Annotated in this window: 16 protein-coding genes; 9 read left to right on the top strand and 7 right to left on the bottom strand. The window is 40.4% G+C overall.

What is annotated here, in order from left to right:
- The first annotated feature begins 78 nt into the window (after window positions 1-78).
- The 6 genes from alaS (at window position 79) to greA (ending at window position 5,987) form a co-directional block, all read left to right on the top strand.
- Complete coding sequence (gene alaS, locus ACWOEX_RS01170; protein WP_455297430.1) at window positions 79-2,733, top strand: alanine--tRNA ligase; 2,655 nt, start codon at window positions 79-81, stop codon at window positions 2,731-2,733.
- A gap of 89 nt (window positions 2,734-2,822) precedes the next feature.
- Window positions 2,823-3,092, top strand: a complete 270-nt coding sequence (locus ACWOEX_RS01175) for an IreB family regulatory phosphoprotein (RefSeq protein ID WP_455297431.1) — start codon at window positions 2,823-2,825, stop codon at window positions 3,090-3,092.
- The gene (gene ruvX, locus ACWOEX_RS01180; protein WP_455297432.1) at window positions 3,089-3,511 is read left to right on the top strand and encodes a Holliday junction resolvase RuvX; all 423 of its coding nucleotides are present in this window, start codon (window positions 3,089-3,091) and stop codon (window positions 3,509-3,511) included. Before ACWOEX_RS01175 ends, ruvX begins: the two co-directional genes overlap by 4 nt.
- 29 nt (window positions 3,512-3,540) lie before the next feature.
- Complete coding sequence (locus tag ACWOEX_RS01185) at window positions 3,541-3,825, top strand: DUF1292 domain-containing protein (protein WP_455297646.1); 285 nt, start codon at window positions 3,541-3,543, stop codon at window positions 3,823-3,825.
- Window positions 3,826-3,933: 108 nt separating this feature from the next.
- Window positions 3,934-5,409: an endolytic transglycosylase MltG gene (gene mltG, locus ACWOEX_RS01190; RefSeq protein ID WP_455297433.1), complete on the top strand. Its 1,476-nt coding sequence runs from the start codon at window positions 3,934-3,936 to the stop codon at window positions 5,407-5,409.
- A 98-nt stretch (window positions 5,410-5,507) separates the two neighbouring features.
- A complete protein-coding gene (greA, locus tag ACWOEX_RS01195; RefSeq protein WP_455297434.1) occupies window positions 5,508-5,987 on the top strand; it encodes a transcription elongation factor GreA in 480 nt (159 codons plus the stop codon).
- A gap of 79 nt (window positions 5,988-6,066) precedes the next feature.
- Here the strand turns inward: greA and rnjA are convergent, their stop codons facing one another.
- From rnjA to ACWOEX_RS01225, 6 genes are all read right to left on the bottom strand, one after another.
- A complete protein-coding gene (gene rnjA, locus ACWOEX_RS01200) occupies window positions 6,067-7,740 on the bottom strand; it encodes a ribonuclease J1 (RefSeq protein ID WP_455297435.1) in 1,674 nt (557 codons plus the stop codon).
- On the bottom strand, window positions 7,740-7,958 hold the full coding sequence (locus ACWOEX_RS01205; RefSeq protein WP_455297436.1) for a DNA-dependent RNA polymerase subunit epsilon: 219 nt from the start codon (window positions 7,956-7,958) through the stop codon (window positions 7,740-7,742). The genes rnjA and ACWOEX_RS01205 overlap by 1 nt, the downstream gene beginning before the upstream one ends.
- A 36-nt stretch (window positions 7,959-7,994) precedes the next feature.
- Window positions 7,995-8,795 carry a biotin--[acetyl-CoA-carboxylase] ligase gene (locus ACWOEX_RS01210; protein WP_455297437.1) on the bottom strand — a complete coding sequence of 267 codons (801 nt, stop codon included), beginning with the start codon at window positions 8,793-8,795 and terminating at the stop codon, window positions 7,995-7,997.
- Window positions 8,796-8,886: 91 nt separating this feature from the next.
- Entirely contained in the window at window positions 8,887-9,963 is a 1,077-nt protein-coding gene (locus tag ACWOEX_RS01215) for a YitT family protein (protein ID WP_455297438.1), read from the bottom strand.
- A 148-nt stretch (window positions 9,964-10,111) separates the two neighbouring features.
- Window positions 10,112-10,798: a PAQR family membrane homeostasis protein TrhA gene (trhA, locus tag ACWOEX_RS01220; protein WP_455297439.1), complete on the bottom strand. Its 687-nt coding sequence runs from the start codon at window positions 10,796-10,798 to the stop codon at window positions 10,112-10,114.
- 66 nt (window positions 10,799-10,864) lie between these two features.
- Window positions 10,865-12,658 (bottom strand): heavy metal translocating P-type ATPase, encoded by a 1,794-nt coding sequence (locus ACWOEX_RS01225; RefSeq protein WP_455297440.1) that lies wholly within the window; start codon window positions 12,656-12,658, stop codon window positions 10,865-10,867.
- A gap of 176 nt (window positions 12,659-12,834) precedes the next feature.
- Between ACWOEX_RS01225 and ACWOEX_RS01230 the strand changes: the two genes are divergently transcribed.
- Genes ACWOEX_RS01230 through ACWOEX_RS01240 form a run of 3 tightly spaced genes read left to right on the top strand, consistent with a single transcriptional unit; the run spans window position 12,835 to window position 15,321 of the window.
- Window positions 12,835-13,143 carry a HesB/YadR/YfhF family protein gene (locus ACWOEX_RS01230; protein WP_455297441.1) on the top strand — a complete coding sequence of 103 codons (309 nt, stop codon included), beginning with the start codon at window positions 12,835-12,837 and terminating at the stop codon, window positions 13,141-13,143.
- A gap of 24 nt (window positions 13,144-13,167) precedes the next feature.
- Complete coding sequence (coaA, locus tag ACWOEX_RS01235) at window positions 13,168-14,103, top strand: type I pantothenate kinase (protein WP_455297442.1); 936 nt, start codon at window positions 13,168-13,170, stop codon at window positions 14,101-14,103.
- Between the two features lie 21 nt (window positions 14,104-14,124).
- A complete protein-coding gene (locus ACWOEX_RS01240) occupies window positions 14,125-15,321 on the top strand; it encodes an AI-2E family transporter (protein WP_455297443.1) in 1,197 nt (398 codons plus the stop codon).
- 78 nt (window positions 15,322-15,399) lie between these two features.
- Here ACWOEX_RS01240 and ACWOEX_RS01245 read toward each other — a convergent pair whose 3' ends face one another.
- Window positions 15,400-17,550 carry an RNA degradosome polyphosphate kinase gene (locus ACWOEX_RS01245; RefSeq protein ID WP_455297444.1) on the bottom strand — a complete coding sequence of 717 codons (2,151 nt, stop codon included), beginning with the start codon at window positions 17,548-17,550 and terminating at the stop codon, window positions 15,400-15,402.
- Window positions 17,551-17,553: the final 3 nt, after the last annotated feature.

The raw sequence follows: 17,553 nt of genomic DNA on the forward strand, positions 1-17,553 counted from the left end.
TTAGATATAATTTAAGCATTGGCTAAATAATTATAGACAGTTATTTAAAACTATTAAAACGTATGGAGGAACAGCAGTATGCAGGCACTATCGAGCAATCGAATTAGAACATTATGGTTAAAATTTTGGGAAAGCAAAGATCATGATATTTTTGAGAGTGCCTCACTCGTTCCTAAAAATGACCCTACCTTACTTTGGATTAACTCTGGGGTAGCAGCAATTAAACCATTCTTAGATGGTTCTCAGGTACCAGAAAATCCACGTATTGCTAATGCGCAAAAATGTATTCGTACCAATGATATTGAAAACGTCGGTCATACCGCACGTCACCAAACATTGTTTGAAATGTTAGGAAACTGGTCCATCGGTGAGTACTTCAAAGAAGAAATGTTGCCATGGGCTTGGGAATTCTTAACCGGAGAAGAATGGTTGAATTTGGATAGTGAACGCCTCTACATGACGTACTATCCAGATGATGAAACCACACACCAAATCTGGCAAAAAGTGACTGAACTCTCTGAGGATCACTTTGTCCCATTAGAGGATAATATCTGGGACCTCGGTGCAGGTCCGAGTGGTCCGGATACAGAAATTTTCTTTGACCGCGGAGAAAAATTCCAAGATCTTCCAAATGATGATCCAGAAATGTTCCCTGGTGGAGAAAATGCCCGTTACTTAGAAATTTGGAATATCGTTTTCTCACAATGGAATCATATGCCAGATGATACATATGTTGATTTGAAACATAAAAATATTGATACTGGTATGGGACTAGAACGTATCGCTAGTGTCATGCAGGAGACCGAAACAAACTTTGAAACAGACCTGTTTATGCCAATTATTAAAGAAATTGAAAAATTGGCAGACGGCGTGTCATACGGTGATGATGCTAAAACGAATGTTTCTTTCAAAGTAATTGCGGATCACACACGTGCAGTTATTTTTGCTATAGGAGATCATGCATTACCTTCAAATGAAGGGGCAGGCTACGTTCTGCGTCGTTTGATTCGTCGCGCAGTGATGCACGGTCGTAAGCTTGGTATCAAAGGGGCATTCTTAGGGAAATTATTACCGATCATTACGGATATCATGGGTGATTTCTATCCAGAAATACGTGACAATAAAGCGCTAATTCTTGAAGTACTCAAAGATGAAGAGGAACGCTTCCACAGTACAATTTCTGAAGGTGAGAAGATCCTTCGTGAAAAAATGGCAGCATTAAAAGCAACTAATGAAACGGTACTTGATGGGGCTTCAGCTTTCCAATTGTTTGATACTTACGGTTTCCCATTAGAATTGACGGAAGAATTACTCGAAGATGACGGATTTACGGTAGATCACGAAGGCTTCAACGCATCGATGGATGAACAAAGACAACGCGCACGTAATGCACGTGAAAAGGTTGGCGGTTTAGCCGTTCAATCAACAGTGCTCGGTGATATTCACGTTCAAAGTATCTTTACCGGTTACACTGAAGATTCTGCAGACGCCGAAATTGTTGCTTTGATCCATAATGATGAAATGGTTGAAGCAGTACCAGCTGGCGAAAAAGCTTACTTTATTGCTGACCGTACACCGTTCTATGGTGAACGTGGTGGACAGGTTGGTGACACAGGTGATGTCTACACGATGGACGGCGAATTAATCGGTCATGTCATCGATGTGCAACATGCACCAAATGATCAGAACTTACATACGATCGAAACGGTACGACCGTTAGCTATGCACGATGCAGTTAAATTGGTTATCGATCGCAAGCGTCGTCAATTTATTCGTAAGAATCATACAGCCACACACCTCTTACATCAGGCGTTAAAGGATGTGTTAGGAGATGAGGTTAACCAGGCGGGATCTCTATTAGACGAAAATTACTTGCGCTTTGACTTTACATACTTCGGACAGATTTCTTCCGAAGCTGTTGCTCAAATTGAGGCAATTGTTAATGACAAGATTTATGAACAGATTCCAGTGGTTACCGAATTAACAACGATTGAAGAAGCCAAAGATAAAGGTGCGATGGCCTTATTCGGTGATAAATATGACAAGCTCGGAGACAAGTTACGCATGGTTAGTGTCTCTGACTGGTCTGTCGAGCTCTGTGGTGGTACCCATGTTCAAAACACTGCTGAAATCGGACAATTTATCATTACTCAGATTTCAAGTGTTGGTTCTGGTGTAAAACGTATTGAAGCATTGACTTCAAAAGGCGCACAGGATTATCTTAAAGCACATGATAAATTGTTACATGAAGTTGCTGATGCTATGAAAGCGACATCGGTAGATAATATCTTAGGACGTTTGTCTTCTCAAAATGAAGAGATCCGTCAGCTACGTTCAGAAATTGAATCACTTCATCAAAAGATGAATCAAGCTTCTGCTACAGAATTATTTGACCATGTACAGACAGCGGGTGACTGGACGTTTATTGCTGAACAGCTGGACAACCGTACGATGGATGATTTACGTAAGGTCTCCGATGAATGGAAACAGAAATCACCATCTGATGTCTTAGTGCTGGCAACAGGATCGGGTGATAAAGCTAACTTATTAGTTGCACTTTCTGACAAAGCGGTCGCTGCAGGCATGAAAGCAGGTGACTTGATCAAATCACTCGCCAAAGAAATTAACGGTGGTGGTGGTGGCCGTCCGAATTTAGCACAAGCAGGTGGTAAGAATCCGGCTGGTATCGCTAAAGCACTTGAAATGGTTTCGGTTGTATTACAAGAAAATTAATTTTTGGTAAAAAAACAGCGGTTTGTTGTTATTCTAATCGCCATTGTATACAATATGGTCAGTTTTATGTCATTTTTGGAGGTGACACAATGAGTGCCAAAGACGAAACAGTATTATTTCATTTCGATGACAACAAAGGCAAAGATATCAAGGAAACACTTGATATTGTCTATGGTGCACTGATTGAGAAAGGATACAATCCAGTCAATCAGATTGTCGGCTACTTGCTCTCAGGAGATCCTGCGTACATTCCACGCCACAATCATGCACGTAATTTAATTCGTTACCATGAACGCGATGAGATACTTGAAGAACTCATTGAATCCTATATGAAACACTCTAAGACGGATAATCAATGAGAATTATGGGGCTAGATGTCGGATCACGCACGGTCGGTGTTGCTGTCAGTGATCCGTTTGGATGGACTGCTCAGGGCGTTGAGATTATTCCAATCGATGAGGAAGCGGAGCAATTTGGACTTGATCGTCTCAAAGTGTTGCTCGATGAATATCGTGTTGAACGTGTAGTTATTGGTCTACCGAAAAACATGAATAATACAGAAGGTCCTCGCGCAGAGGCATCCAGAAAATATGGGGAAATGGTTGAAGCGCATTTCCATTTACCAGTTGATTATCAAGATGAACGTTTAACTACGGTTCAAGCAGAGCGAATGCTTGTTGAGTCTGCGGATATTAGCCGCAAAAAGCGAAAAAAAGTCATCGATAAGCTGGCTGCGGTATTAATTTTGCAGAACTATCTTGATCGTATAAGTATGTAGTTCTTTGAACACTTGTGTGAAATGAGGTTATTATGTCAGAAGAAGATATGATTACATTAGTAGATGAAGAAGGTAACGAGAAAGCATATCACATCTTGTTTACTTTCCATTCTGATGATTATGATCGTTCCTATGTATTGATCGTTCCAGAAGACGAGTCAGATGAGGAAGAAGTAAGTGTTGAAGCTTATGCATATACCTCTGAAAATGAATCAGAAGAAATTGGCTCACTTGAAGAAATTGAAAGTGACGAAGAGTGGGATATGATTGAGGAAGTACTAAATACCTTCTTATCAGATCCAGATATGCAATAACATGTAAATAGTTGCGCACAGCGCTCTAGTAATGAGAAAGGGAATTAGAATGCAAGGTATTCTATCTTCCCTTTCTCTTTCGTATCATGAGGGAGGGAAAGCAAGAGAATGTCAAGAGATCAACAGAATGAACCACGCAAACGACGTCGGCCATTGACCGAAGAGGAAAAACGACGCCGAATGGCTGCTCGACGCCGTCGTATGGCGGAGCAGAGACGTGAGGAAGAAAAACGTGAGATGAATCGCACTCCGCGTCGTTCTGAAATACACGATCAGCAGTCAAAACCTAAAAAGAAACGTAAACCGGTTGTGATGCAACCATCTGATAGTAAACCATCGTCTAAAGCAGCGTCGCATCAACCAGAAGTAGAGGCACATCGTAAAAAGGACGAATACCAACCACAGTCAAAAGCGCATACGTCGCACAATGAATTTGAATATGAGTCACAAGAATCGATTCATGAACATCAGACAGCAAAGCCTGAACCACGAAAGAAGAAAAAACGTCGCTGGGTGAAGTGGCTGATTCTCTCGCTATTCTTACTATTACTTTTATTGGGTAGCATGTTTACCTTTGTCATTGCAACGGGCGGCTTTGGCGAAGAAAAAGAAGTTGAAGTCATGATTCCAGAAGGTGCGTCACAAACGGATGTAGCGAATATTTTGGAGGATAACGACGTTGTCTTCAACAGCACATTATTTAAAGCGTACTTGCGCTTGACCGGTGGCGGGGATAATATCCGTAGTGGTCGCTATCACTTTACAACCTCAAGCGGTTTCCCAGATGTTAAGCAACAACTGAATGAGGGATACAGTGGTGATGAAGTTGTTGGTCGTGTGACAGTTCCGGAAGGTTCTAATGTTGAAGATATTGCTGGTATTTTAGCCGCGCAATTCAATGTAACTGAAGAGCAGATGCTAGAATTGATGAATGACAATGCATTTGTGACACGCTTGAGCGAAGCCTATCCGCAGTTAATGGAAGGCGTTGTTGAGGATGCGGATGTTCGCTATAAATTAGAGGGTTATCTCTTCCCATCAACGTATTCATTAACGGAAAAAGATACGCCGGAGTCTGTAATTGAGATGATGGTTGCTGCAATGGATCAAGTTCGTCAGAAGTACGAGGGATACATTGCACAATCCGATATGTCATTACATGATCTCTTGACATTAGCTTCTCTCATTGAAGCAGAAGCTGGGACAGGTGAAGATCGTCGTTTAATTTCTGGTGTATTCAGAAATCGTCTTGAACAGGACATGCCAATTCAATCAGATATTACGGTCAATTATGCTAACCGCACGCATTCGACATATGTCACGATTGAAGAGACACAAACCGATTCACCATATAATCTCTACCAGAATACTGGCTTAGGACCAGGACCATTCAATTCACCGAGTGAAGAAAGTATCGAAGCAGCATTGAAACCTGAAGCCAATGATTATCTTTACTTTGTTGCAGATTTGAAGACGGGACAGGTATACTATTCCAAGACTTACGAGGAACATATGGAAAAAGTTGACAATTATGTTTCTGAAGAAGATGCTAATCTCAATCAGCAGCAACCAAACCAAGAGTAAGATATCGCACGGTATCGTCTTGAATTATTGGGATAACCGTGATAGTGTAAGTAAGTTCATTCAATTTTAAATAAATATAACTAAAAGGGGAATTAGCGATGACAGAAGAAAGTTATCCAATGACCGTTGAAGGTAAACAACGATTAGAAGAAGAATTAGAAGATCTCAAAATTAATAAGCGTAAAGAAGTTGTGAATCGTATCAAGATCGCGCGTAGTTACGGGGACTTATCTGAAAACTCCGAATACGAAGCAGCAAAAGATGAACAGTCCTTCATTGAAGGACGCATCTCAACATTAGAGCGTATGATTCGCTACGCACAGATTGTTGATCCAGAATCAATCGAAAAAGATACTGTCAGCTTAGGGAAACGCGTACGTTTTTCTGAAGTTCCAGATGGTGATGAGGAAGAATACGAAATCGTTGGTAAAGCAGAAGCTGATCCAATGAGTGGACGCATTTCTAATGAGTCACCAATCGCTAAAGCATTAATTGGACGTAAAGTCGGTGAAGATGTTGATATTGAAACACCAGGTGGAAAATTCACTGTTCATATTGATGCAGTAGAAACGGCTTAGAATATAACTATAGAAGTATATACAAAAAGAGGCACACATGAGTTTTACTTCACTCATGTGTGCCTCTTTTTCGTTTCAATTATAGGGACATTACAACTGGTAAAATCATCGGTTGACGTTTGGTACGTTTGTATAAGAAAGGTCCCAATGCATTCTGCATACAATCACGTAAGATTTTATCAGAGACTGGTTTGCCAGAATTTAACTGGCCAATCACAGCAGTCTGGATAACTTTTTGAGCATTTTTAATTAATACCTCGGATTCACGCATATAAATAAAGCCGCGTGAGATGATATCAGGACCTGTGACAAGCTCGTGGTTATTGAAGTCAACCGATACAACCACAATGACGATGCCGTCCTCAGAGAGGTGTTTACGGTCCTTCAAGACGATGTTTCCAATATCACCGATACCTTTACCATCCACGTAGACATCACTTGCTGGAATATGTCCGGCGTGACGACAAGAATCTTCTGTCACGGCGAGAACGTCGCCATTACCACAAATAAAGGTATTTTCGCGAGGCACACCGACCATCTCAGCTGTTTCTGCTTGAATACTCAACATGCGATATTCACCGTGAACGGGCATAAAGTATTTAGGTTTTAATAGACGAAGCATCAACTTTTGTTCTTCCTGCGCACCGTGTCCGGAAGTATGAACGTCGTTGATCTTTCCATGAATAACATCTGCACCGGATTCTAATAACCGATTGATTAGATTATTAACGGCACGATAGTTTCCTGGAATAGGTGAACTAGAAAAGACAATCGTATCAGTTGGATGAATAGATACATAACGATGCGTACCGTTCGCAATACGGCTTAGGGCAGCTAGTGGTTCACCTTGAGACCCCGTACACATGACCATAATTTCATCATCCGAATAGCGGTTGATTTCACTCTTATCGATAAAGGTATCTTCTGGGAAATCGAAATAACCAATTTCACTGGCGTTTTTGAACGCGTTCTCCATCGATCGTCCAAAAACAACCACTTTTCGACCGTTACGACGTGCGATACTTACTGCTTCGCGTAAACGCGAGATATTCGATGCGAACGACGCAAAAATCACACGGTCTTTAATATTAGAGATGATTTCTTCTAAAGCCTCACCGACGACATGTTCAGATTTAGTAAAGCCAGGCACCTCAGAGTTCGTAGAATCACCGAGTAAAAGGGTAATACCTTCTTCACCGAGACGTGCCATCTTATGCAAGTCTGCTGTCTTACCAACTGGTGTAAAGTCAAACTTGTAGTCACCAGTAAAGGCAATACGAGCGCTTGGCGTTTTAACGACGATACCGACAGGGTCTGGAATACTGTGTGTCACACGGAAGAAACTCACTGAGGTTTTATCAAAAGAAATCACAGAATCCTCATCGACTTCATGAAGTTCAGTCTGACGCAGTAAGCCGTGTTCTTCCAATTTACCTCGGATCAGGGCAAGCGATAGCTTCCCCGCATAAATCGGTAAATTAACTTGTTTTAACAAGAAGGGAATGCCACCAATATGATCTTCGTGACCATGAGTGATGAATACACCTTTGACACGATCCTTATTTTCAATAAGGTAGTGATAATCTGAGATGACATAGTCAATCCCCAACAACTCATCTTCTGGGAATTTAACCCCAGCGTCCATCACGATGATTTCATCTTGGAACTGGACGGCGTACATATTTTTACCGATTTCGCCTAATCCACCGATAGCAAAAACGGCTGTTTCGTTATTTTTTACATCCCATGCCATTAATCATCATACTCCGTTAAATGAAAATCTTCAGACTGCTGTTCATATGCAAGGTGTGCTTCATCAAGCGGGAAGATGTTTTCAATAAGTACAGAGCTGTGGGCGTTAATTTTTTGTCTAACTTCGCGAATCGTTTCGCCTTCGATGTAGAGCGCTTGTGTGTTTTCGCGAATCGCAGGTTCATTTGCGTTTTCTTGATATAGTACTTTATAAATCATATATAACTCCTTTTTATCAAACGTGTTTTTAAATCATTATTGCCAATTTAAAATATGGACTTCGCCAGAATCTAGGGTATGCAGTAGACCAGTCTCTGATTGGATGATTAATCGAAAGTGTTCATCAATACCAATCACGCGACCAGTATACTCTTTGCGATCATACTGATAATTTACAACTTTATCAGATAATAGTTGTCGCTCACGATAAATATTAAGTGCCTCCATATTGAGGGTGGAATCCAAATCCAACCATTCATCGAATGCCGCCAGTAACGTGATAACGCAGTCTGTTTTTTGTTTATCATTGATAGTGTTATCGAATAGGGCGCCAGCTTTTGTCTGTAAGTCTTCAGGAAAATCTTCCTCTGGTGCTACCAAATTGATGCCTATACCGATGATAACCTTCCAATTCTCAGGTGATTGTTGGCTTTGTTCTGTTTGTACTAGAATACCAGCAATTTTGCGGTGATGAAGATAGATATCGTTCACCCATTTGATCTGAGCATTAGTCGTTTTAGTCACTTGGTCAACCATTTGCAGAACAGCTACCGCAGCATGTGCTGTCAAGTGCGATAACTGCTCTAGATTGTCTTTGACTAAAAAACCGACAGTCAGGTAAATACCAGATGTCGGTGAGAAAAATGAGCGTCCCATTCGCCCTCTGCCATTTGTCTGATGATCAGCTAGTACGACGACTGTTTGATATTCTTCTTCAAGAAGTTCAAAACAGCGATCATTCGTACTAGTGATTGTTGCGTGATGTTCAACGCAGCAGTCAGGGTAACGGTGACGAATGAATGTCTCAATAGTTTGTTGTAATGAGTCGCACATCATGCTCCCAAAATCCTCGTTTCTCGTCTTTTAATTTTACTGTAGCTATGGGCATTAATCAAGCAATCCAAGTGTTCGCCTATAGGCCTTCAAACTATGGACGTCTAGATGAATGACTATTAGTCATATTTGTATTTCCATCAGATTGTTTATGCATTTGTTGACGTTTTTTGCTGCGCGGCGTTAGCTGATCCTGAGGTTGATTTTGTTTAGCATTGCGTTCATCTTTTTCAAGGCGTAATGCGCGTTTACGTTGTTTTTTGCGTTTTTCGCTATCGCCCTGATTCATTGCACTCGGAATATTTGGACTCCAAGTAAAACCTAAACCAGCGATATCGTGGATAGTAGACATATAGAAGAATGCGTAAGGATCTGTTTCACGGACAAAACGTTTAAGCTTAATTAATTGACGTCCATCCACAATGGAATTAATCACTAAACGTGGCTGTCGTTGGAAGCCACCCTCAGCATGATACAGCGTTGTTGAACGATCTAAGGTATTAATAATATATTGATTAATTTCCTCAACTTTTGATGTCATAATCGTAATTGAGAAGCGTCCTTCGCCACCAAAGATAATACGGTTCAATAGTGATGCTTGGAAAAACATCCCGATGGTTGCGATTAATCCTCGTTCTAATCCAAATGTCGTAAAAGTTACGGCTAAAATCGCTGTATTTGTTGCCACGGATGCCTGACTAAACGTTAAACGATTATTGGTATACTTTTTAATAATATTGGCAACGATATCAACTCCACCGGTCGAAGCACTTGCATTAAACACCCAACCAACACCAAATGCACAGATAGCATTACCGACAATCATATTGAGCAGTAAATTATCGGTGAACGGTTGTGTCATCGGATAGATGAGGTCAAATAATGGCATCAATCCTGTACCGAGTACTGTTGCATAGAGTGTCCAGCCACCAAATGATTTTCCAATAAATATAAAACCCAAGACTAGCAATACTGCATTAATCACTAAGTTCACAACTGAGAAGGGAACAGGTAGGAAGTTAGTTAGGACCATGGCAATACCTGCAGCCCCCCCACCAGCGATATTATCTGGTAGTAGGAAATAATACATTCCAAAGTTTACAAAAAATACACCTAAAGTAATCCAGAAAAGTTGTTTACCGCGATGGGTAGAATCAACAATTGATGACATACTATCCCTCCTCTAAAGAATGATCATATTCTAACAAACCGTAGCAGAGAATCTCAACATACGATATGAAAGAAAACGGATGCTTTCACAAAAAAAGCGCTAAGTTTAAAACTTAACGCATTTTAAGATTAATTTAATAGCTGAAGTACTAGAGATAGAAGAAAATGGCTACGAACATACTTGCACTCGCTAGCATGACAAAGATATGCCATAGCACATGATAATAAGCCACTTTATCATCATATTTATAGAAGTAGGTCCCAATCGAGTAAAGGATGCCGCCGATAACCAGATAGATTAATCCGGGAAGCGCGACATTACGAATCAACGGAATTAGCGTGATGATAGCGAGCCATCCCATACCTAAGTAAAACCAAAGTGAGTATTTTTTAATGAAAGCTGAACCTGTGATTTCACCGATGAAACCCGTCAGTGCAAGTACCCATTCTAGAATGAATACGGTCCAACCGAGTGCACCTTGAATGGCAATTAGGGTGAACGGTGTATAGGTTCCTGCAATCAGGAAGTAGATACTCGAATGATCAAAAAACTTGAAGAGTGGGGCAACAGCGGTGAACGATAGACTGTGATACATCATTGAATTGAAATACAGTAAACACATCGATAAACCGTAAATCAGGTAGGCGACAATTTCCAGTGAGCCGCCAGTCTGTACACCCTTCATGACTAAGAATATGGTTGCAATAATCGCTAAGATCAACCCTATACCGTGTGTGACAGCGTTGAACACGGCACTAGTCACACGGTAAGACCATGAGTCTAGGATATCTTGATTCATAAACACGGATTGCTGCTTATAATGTTTTTCTTCCATCAGTTACTTCCTCTCTAGTTATGATTAACTAAGTGTACCATAACTGTACGACGAAAACGATGAAAATTAGCGGTCAGATAGTGAACGAACTGACCACAAGATGGAAATCAAGTCTACCATCTCCTGGAACATTGCACCGATAAATGCTGGAATGATACCGGTAGCAGCGATAACCATCAATACCAAGCAGACGATGATACCAATCCATACTGATTGACGGGCGATACTCATCGTTTGTTTGGAGATCTTAGAGAGTTGATTCAATCCAGATAAATCATCACGAAGAATTACAGCGTCAGCACTTTCGCTCGCTGCGGTTGCACCGTGAGCACCCATGGCAATCCCAACATCAGCAATGGCTAAAGCTGGGGCATCGTTGACACCGTCTCCGACCATACATGCTGGACGTTCCTCGCTATCTAAATTTTTCAAGAATGCAATTTTATCTTGTGGAAGTAACTGTGCGTAAACTTCATCAACTTGTAATGCTTGACCAATACGACCAGCAGTTTCTTGACGGTCACCTGTCAGCATAACGACTTTGTTGATACCGTTTTGACGTAATGTATTGATAACTTCACGCGATTCATCACGAACCACATCTTCAAAGGTTACCCATCCAGTTGGCTGATCATCGATGCTGACGTAGAGGGCAGTATCGTATGTATCATTTGAGGTGTAACCGGCAAATGATGCTTTACCTAGTTTAATTTCTCTACCATCGTAGTGACCGATGAGCCCAGCGCCTGTGACTTCACTAACATCGCTAATGCTTAAAGGTTTGATCTTATGGATGCTTGTGTAATCAGTGACAGAACGCGCAATGACGTGCATGGATGATTGTTCCATACCAGCGACCAATTGAATAAAGTCAGCTTCAGACAACTCAGAATTATCAACGTGAATTTGATCAACCGCTAGAATTCCTTGTGTTAAAGTACCTGTCTTATCAAAGGCTACGGTCTTGGCCTGTTCCATCTTCTCGAGTGTTTCACCACTCTTAACAATCATACCGTGACGACTACAACGACTCATACCACCGATCATTGAAATTGGTGCAGCTAAAATCAATGGACAAGGGGACGCCACAACCATAACTTGTGCGAAACGGACAGGGTCTTTACTGATAAACCACGCAAAACCACCGATAATATAAGCGATTAATGTAAATGGTACCGCATAACGGTCAGCCATACGGACAAATTTAGCGGGACGGTCTGTAGATTCTTTAACCAAACGAACTAAGGCCTGGTACTGACTATCCTCTGGTAATTTATCAGCAACCATTTCCATTGGTTTATCATCATTAATAGCCCCAGATAATAGTTGATCACCTGGTGTTTTTTCAGCAGGTTTCGATTCACCTGTAATAGATGATTCATCAATAAAGGCATGACCTGAAGTCATTGTCCCGTCGACTGGAATGATTTCGTTAGGGCGAACGAGTAAGCGATCACCAATACGTACTTCTTGGATAGCAATATCTTCCCAATTACCATTGGTTAGACGTTTGGTACGTGTTGGCGCACGTTCAATCAATGACTTCAATTCACGACTCGCACGATTAGCAGCGTAATCTTCGAGAGTTTCACCACCGATCAACATTAACAAAATCATCAATGATGCCCAGTACTCGCGAACAATCAATGTGGAAACAATTGCTGTGATCGCTAGTAAGTCGACACCGTAGCGACCTTCCTTGAGTGTTTGGATCATTTCCAAAAACATTGAAAAGGCGAGTAAACCACCAGCGATTGCAATCAATATGAATGCCCACGATGGTCTACCGAGGACAAACTCAAAAAATAGCGATAATAGAGCAATGACACCGATGCTTCCGAGCTTTGCTTTATTTGACATCTTTATTACCTCCTCCAGAGATATTATAGCATAAATTAGAATTATTATAAATAAGGTCTGTTGACAAATCATTGTGAAGTCAATATAGTTACAAAACGTTGAGTTTCTTATACTTATCGATATAATAGTAGAGAATAAAACGTTTTAGACAGCTATATGGAAGGGGAAAATAAATAATGAATATTTCACTAACTGAAGCAGCGATGAAATTTTTTAAAGATGAAATGGGATTAGGTGAAGGACAGAGTGTGCGTTTTACTTCTAAAGTCTACGGTAAAACAGAAGTACACGAAGGATTGTCTGTAGCACTTCGCGTTGAAGAACCGCATGATGAGCTATTAGGCGAAAATACGGTTGATGGTATCCGTTTCTTTACAGATAAAAACGATGATTGGTTCTTTAATGGCTATGACTTAGAAGTTGATTTTGATGAAGAAAAGGAACAGCCAATTTATCATTTCATTGCAAAAAATGAAGAGGAGTAATTCCTATCTGGAATTCAGACAACTATGAAAGAAACGGATAAGTATTATATTGTCAATCGTATGGAATGGAACCATTATCTGCAGGAACGTCGGATGGAGCCAGAGTGGCATCTGACAGAATCACAGCTACAGAATTTGGTATCAGTTAACGATCATTTAACCCTAACAGATGCGAAGGAAATTTATGAGCCACTTGCACGGTTATTGTTGCTTTATCGCTCGCATTATTTTCGTCGCATTCAAGACCGCAATCATTTGTTAGGGATTGAGGGAAACTTTCCGCCATTTATTATTGGTATTTCAGGAAGTGTAGCCGTTGGAAAGAGTACAACGGCTCGTTTGCTCCGTGAAGTGCTTTCGCAATTGTTACCGAATATTAATGTTGATCTGATTACGACGGATGGTTTTTTGTATCCAACCAAATATTTAGAGGAACATAATATCCTTGATCGCAAAGGCTTTCCTGAAAGTTATAACATGGATCGCTTGCGTCAATTCTTGTTGGAAGTAAAGAATAATCAGAGCGATATTAAAGTTCCAAAATATTCGCATGAGCAATACGACATTATTCCTGGTGAGTATGAAGTGCTGACCGCCCCACAAGTATTAATTATTGAGGGAATTAATGCGTTACAGATGACCGAGGATGCGAATTTCTTTGTGGGCGATTTCTCTGATGTGACAATTTATGTGGATGCGGATACAAAAAATATTGAACGCTGGTTCAAAAAAAGATCGAAATTTTTAATTGACGAATCTGCTGATGATCCTGATAATTACTACTATGAAATGGGAAATATGTCCTCTGAGGCACAGGATGAATATATCTCAGGGGTTTGGGAGAATATCAACCTTCCTAATTTGGAACAATTTATTCTTCCAACACGTAATCGTGCAGAAATCCTAATTCATAAGCAGGAGAATCATTATGTTGATTCTCTATGGATCAAAAAGTATTAGTCAATGAAAGGAGGATCTTTGATGAATAAGCGATTTGACTTTAAGAAGTTCTTCGCTATCGTGATCGTTATCGTGCTCTTTATCATGGGTGTGATATATCTCCAAGGTGTCACAGATCTATTGCAATTATTGCTAGGAGTATTTAGACCATTTATTATTGGTATTACGATGGCTTTCTTGTTAAGTATTCCATCACAGTTTTTTGAAAATTTAATGGCGAAATGGCTAGGCAAAACAGCCGGTTGGGTGCGTCCCGTCAGTATTTTAATTTCGCTATTACTCTTTGTGTTGGGAATTTATTTAATGATGTTCTTGGTCATTCCAGATTTAAGAGATACGTTAACACAATTTGTTAGTATCGTTCCTGATCGCATCTATCGCTTGGCAAATTGGATTAATGCAGAAATTAATAATCATCCACAGTTTGTTCGGGCGATTATGAGTATCAATATTACGCCAGAGCAAATTCAAAGTTATGTGAGAGGGTTGTTGAACAATGCCTTTAACTTTGCTAGCTTCACGCTACAGTCACTATTTGGTGTGACATTTGGATTATTCGGGCTTGTATTTGATATTGTGATCGCATTTGTGTTTGCGTTATCACTATTGTTTGCGAAGGAAACGACTGTTCGTCAACTCAAGAAATTTGTTTATGCCATATTCCCACTACGCTGGGCTAATTTTGTGACTAGTTTAGGAAAGGTCTCAAATACGACATTTAAAAACTTTGTGAGCGGCGAATTCTTCGAAGCGATTGCCTTGGGGTTACTGACTTATGTTGGTATGCTCATTTTCGGTTTTCCATACGCACTATCTGTATCAGTAGTAACCGGCGCATCAGCTTTTATCCCAATCTATGGGGCGTTTATCGGTGGTGGTCTTGGCGCTATCTTGATCAGTGCTCAGAATTTCTGGGGTGGTGTATGGTTCATCGTCTTTATTATTGTAGTCCAACAAATTGAAGGTAACTTAATCTATCCACATGTTGTCGGCAAAGGTGTTGGACTTCCAACCACTTGGACATTGCTGACCGTCACAGTATTTGGTGCGTTATTTGGTATTGTCGGTATGCTACTGAGTGTGCCAATCACTTCTATCATTTATCAATTACTTTCTGAAAATGTTAACTATACGTTGAAACAGAAAGGGATAGGTGTTGAGCATGACACCACGTGGGTGAAAGAAGAAGAGACAAACCTGAAAACGACTATCAAATAGACAGAGTATTAATTAAAAAGGGATCTTGTCAAAAATGAACAAGATCCCTTTTTTCTTTGCAATCAGTAGATTTGTAAATTATTTATGGCCACGATTTAATAATTTTTGCCACCAGCGTGCAGAAGTATCATCAGATGTCTTAGGAAGAATATCTGGGACACGTGATTTGGCGCGTGTGATAAAGAATTCCTGAGCATTTAATGCTTTATCGGTATTGGAGACATAGTCATAGGTGTTATCCGGTTTTTTGTAACGTGCTTTGATGTTATCGGAGAGGTAGGTATCCAAAATATCAATGACACGTTGATGAATCGCTGGATTATCCACCGGAAATGCAATTTCGACGCGATGATCTAAGTTACGAGTCATTAAATCAGCGCTCGACAAGTAAACCTTAGTGTTACCATTATTGTAGAAGTAATACACACGGCTATGCTCTAAGAAGCGGCCGATGACGCTAATCACTCGAATATTATTGCTGATTCCTTCAATACCCGGAACCAAGCAACAAATACCACGAACAATAAGATCGATTTTAACACCTGCTTGGCTCGCGCGATACAGTGCTTTGATGATACCTTTACTGGTTAATGAGTTCATCTTCGCGATAATATGGCCGTTACCGTATTGTTTTTGATTTTCAATTTCTTGGTCAATTGCCTTCAAGTAATTAATACGAATATTGTCTGGCGAAACAAACAACTTATGATATTTTGGCTGATCGGAATAGCCACTCAGATAGTTAAAGAAGTTTGTCGCATCTTCAGTAATCTCAGGATCACTCGTCAAAAGACTATTATCCGTATAAAGTTTGGCCGTCTTATCGTTGTAATTTCCTGTACCGAGGTGGACATAACGTCTCAGTGCACCTCGTTCACGCTTGATGATAAGTGTGATTTTGCTGTGTGTCTTCAGCATATTTTTACCATAGATAACCTGGCAACCGGCTTCCTCTAGTTGTTTTGCCCATTCGACGTTATTTTGTTCATCAAAGCGTGCTTTTAATTCAACTAAGACAGTGACTTGTTTGCCTTTTTCAGCAGCACGAATTAACGCTTTGACGATTGGTGAATTAGAGGACACGCGATAGAGCGTTTGTTTAATCGCAATCGTATTTGGATCATCTGCTGCATCTACGATGAAGTCTACAACCGGCTGGAAGGAATCATATGGGTGGAATAGGAACAAATCATGTTTTTTAATATAGTCAAATACCCCCATATTTTTAAGCTCTGGTGGATAGACAGAGTGGAAAGGTTTATAGGTGAGCTTAGGAAAAGCATCTTCTAATTTGTTCTTTGCTTCGTTAAGTGCTGTGAGGTCGAGTGGTCCATTAATCGCGTAGACGTCGCGTGGTGAGAGCTCTAAGTTTTGAACGAGCCACTGAACATCTTTGGCTAATAACTCGCGTTTTGAATGACGTGTATCAATTTCTAAACGAACCGCTTGTCCTTTTTTACGTTTAATCAGGAAGTCTTCAATTGAAACGAGTAAATCTTCAGCGCCTTCCTCATTGAGTGCCATATCAGCGTTACGTGTTACTCTAAAGAGAAAAGTACTTGTCACGTTGTAGCCGTCAAATAGGGCGGTAATAAAATGTTCAATGACTTCATATACATCAATGAGAATATGTTTATCGCCGTCTTGAAGATAGAAATAACGTTCAACGAGCGCTGGAATAGGTACAATCGCAATTTCTTCTTGTCCATCTCGTTCTAAATTAACGAATACATTGGTAATTTTATTACCGAGACTTGGGAACGGGCGATACGCATCAACGCCTAGTGGGGTTAATGTTGGATAAATCTCTTCAGAGAAGTAGCGCTTGAGATTTTGTCGCGCTTCTCCTGACAGAATTTGATCGTCTTCAAAAAAGATATTGTTTTCACGACATTCTTCAACCAGACGATTAAATACTTCATATTGATAATCCACAATTTGATGGTTTTTCTCGGCAATAGCCTCCAATTGTTGATCAGCTGACCATTGCTTCTTGGTATCGCGGGCTTTAGGCTCATAACGTTTCTGATCCTGTAGACCGGCGACACGCACCATCATAAATTCATCCAAATTCGAACTGCCAATTGCAACGAATCCTAGACGTTCAAGTAATGGATTCAGGTCATCTTCAGCCTCTTTAATAACATGTAAATTAAAAGACAGCCAAGAAATTTCGCGATTTTCATAGAAATCAGGATTATTGAGATCAGGACTCTGATTTTCTGTCATTCA

The organism is Aerococcus vaginalis (assembly GCF_053762225.1).

Excerpts from the sequence above, each read along its gene's own strand:
- coaA (WP_455297442.1), top strand. The coding sequence starts at position 13,168 with ATGAAAGAAACGGATAAGTATTATATTGTCAATCGTATGGAATGGAAC.
- ACWOEX_RS01215 (WP_455297438.1), bottom strand. The coding sequence starts at position 9,963 with ATGTCATCAATTGTTGATTCTACCCATCGCGGTAAACAACTTTTCTGG.
- ACWOEX_RS01240 (WP_455297443.1), top strand. The coding sequence starts at position 14,125 with ATGAATAAGCGATTTGACTTTAAGAAGTTCTTCGCTATCGTGATCGTT.
- ruvX (WP_455297432.1), top strand. The coding sequence starts at position 3,089 with ATGAGAATTATGGGGCTAGATGTCGGATCACGCACGGTCGGTGTTGCT.
- ACWOEX_RS01245 (WP_455297444.1), bottom strand. The coding sequence starts at position 17,550 with ATGACAGAAAATCAGAGTCCTGATCTCAATAATCCTGATTTCTATGAA.
- ACWOEX_RS01205 (WP_455297436.1), bottom strand. The coding sequence starts at position 7,958 with ATGATTTATAAAGTACTATATCAAGAAAACGCAAATGAACCTGCGATT.
- ACWOEX_RS01175 (WP_455297431.1), top strand. The coding sequence starts at position 2,823 with ATGAGTGCCAAAGACGAAACAGTATTATTTCATTTCGATGACAACAAA.
- trhA (WP_455297439.1), bottom strand. The coding sequence starts at position 10,798 with ATGGAAGAAAAACATTATAAGCAGCAATCCGTGTTTATGAATCAAGAT.
- mltG (WP_455297433.1), top strand. The coding sequence starts at position 3,934 with ATGTCAAGAGATCAACAGAATGAACCACGCAAACGACGTCGGCCATTG.
- rnjA (WP_455297435.1), bottom strand. The coding sequence starts at position 7,740 with ATGGCATGGGATGTAAAAAATAACGAAACAGCCGTTTTTGCTATCGGT.
- greA (WP_455297434.1), top strand. The coding sequence starts at position 5,508 with ATGACAGAAGAAAGTTATCCAATGACCGTTGAAGGTAAACAACGATTA.
- alaS (WP_455297430.1), top strand. The coding sequence starts at position 79 with ATGCAGGCACTATCGAGCAATCGAATTAGAACATTATGGTTAAAATTT.
- ACWOEX_RS01210 (WP_455297437.1), bottom strand. The coding sequence starts at position 8,795 with ATGATGTGCGACTCATTACAACAAACTATTGAGACATTCATTCGTCAC.
- ACWOEX_RS01225 (WP_455297440.1), bottom strand. The coding sequence starts at position 12,658 with ATGTCAAATAAAGCAAAGCTCGGAAGCATCGGTGTCATTGCTCTATTA.
- ACWOEX_RS01230 (WP_455297441.1), top strand. The coding sequence starts at position 12,835 with ATGAATATTTCACTAACTGAAGCAGCGATGAAATTTTTTAAAGATGAA.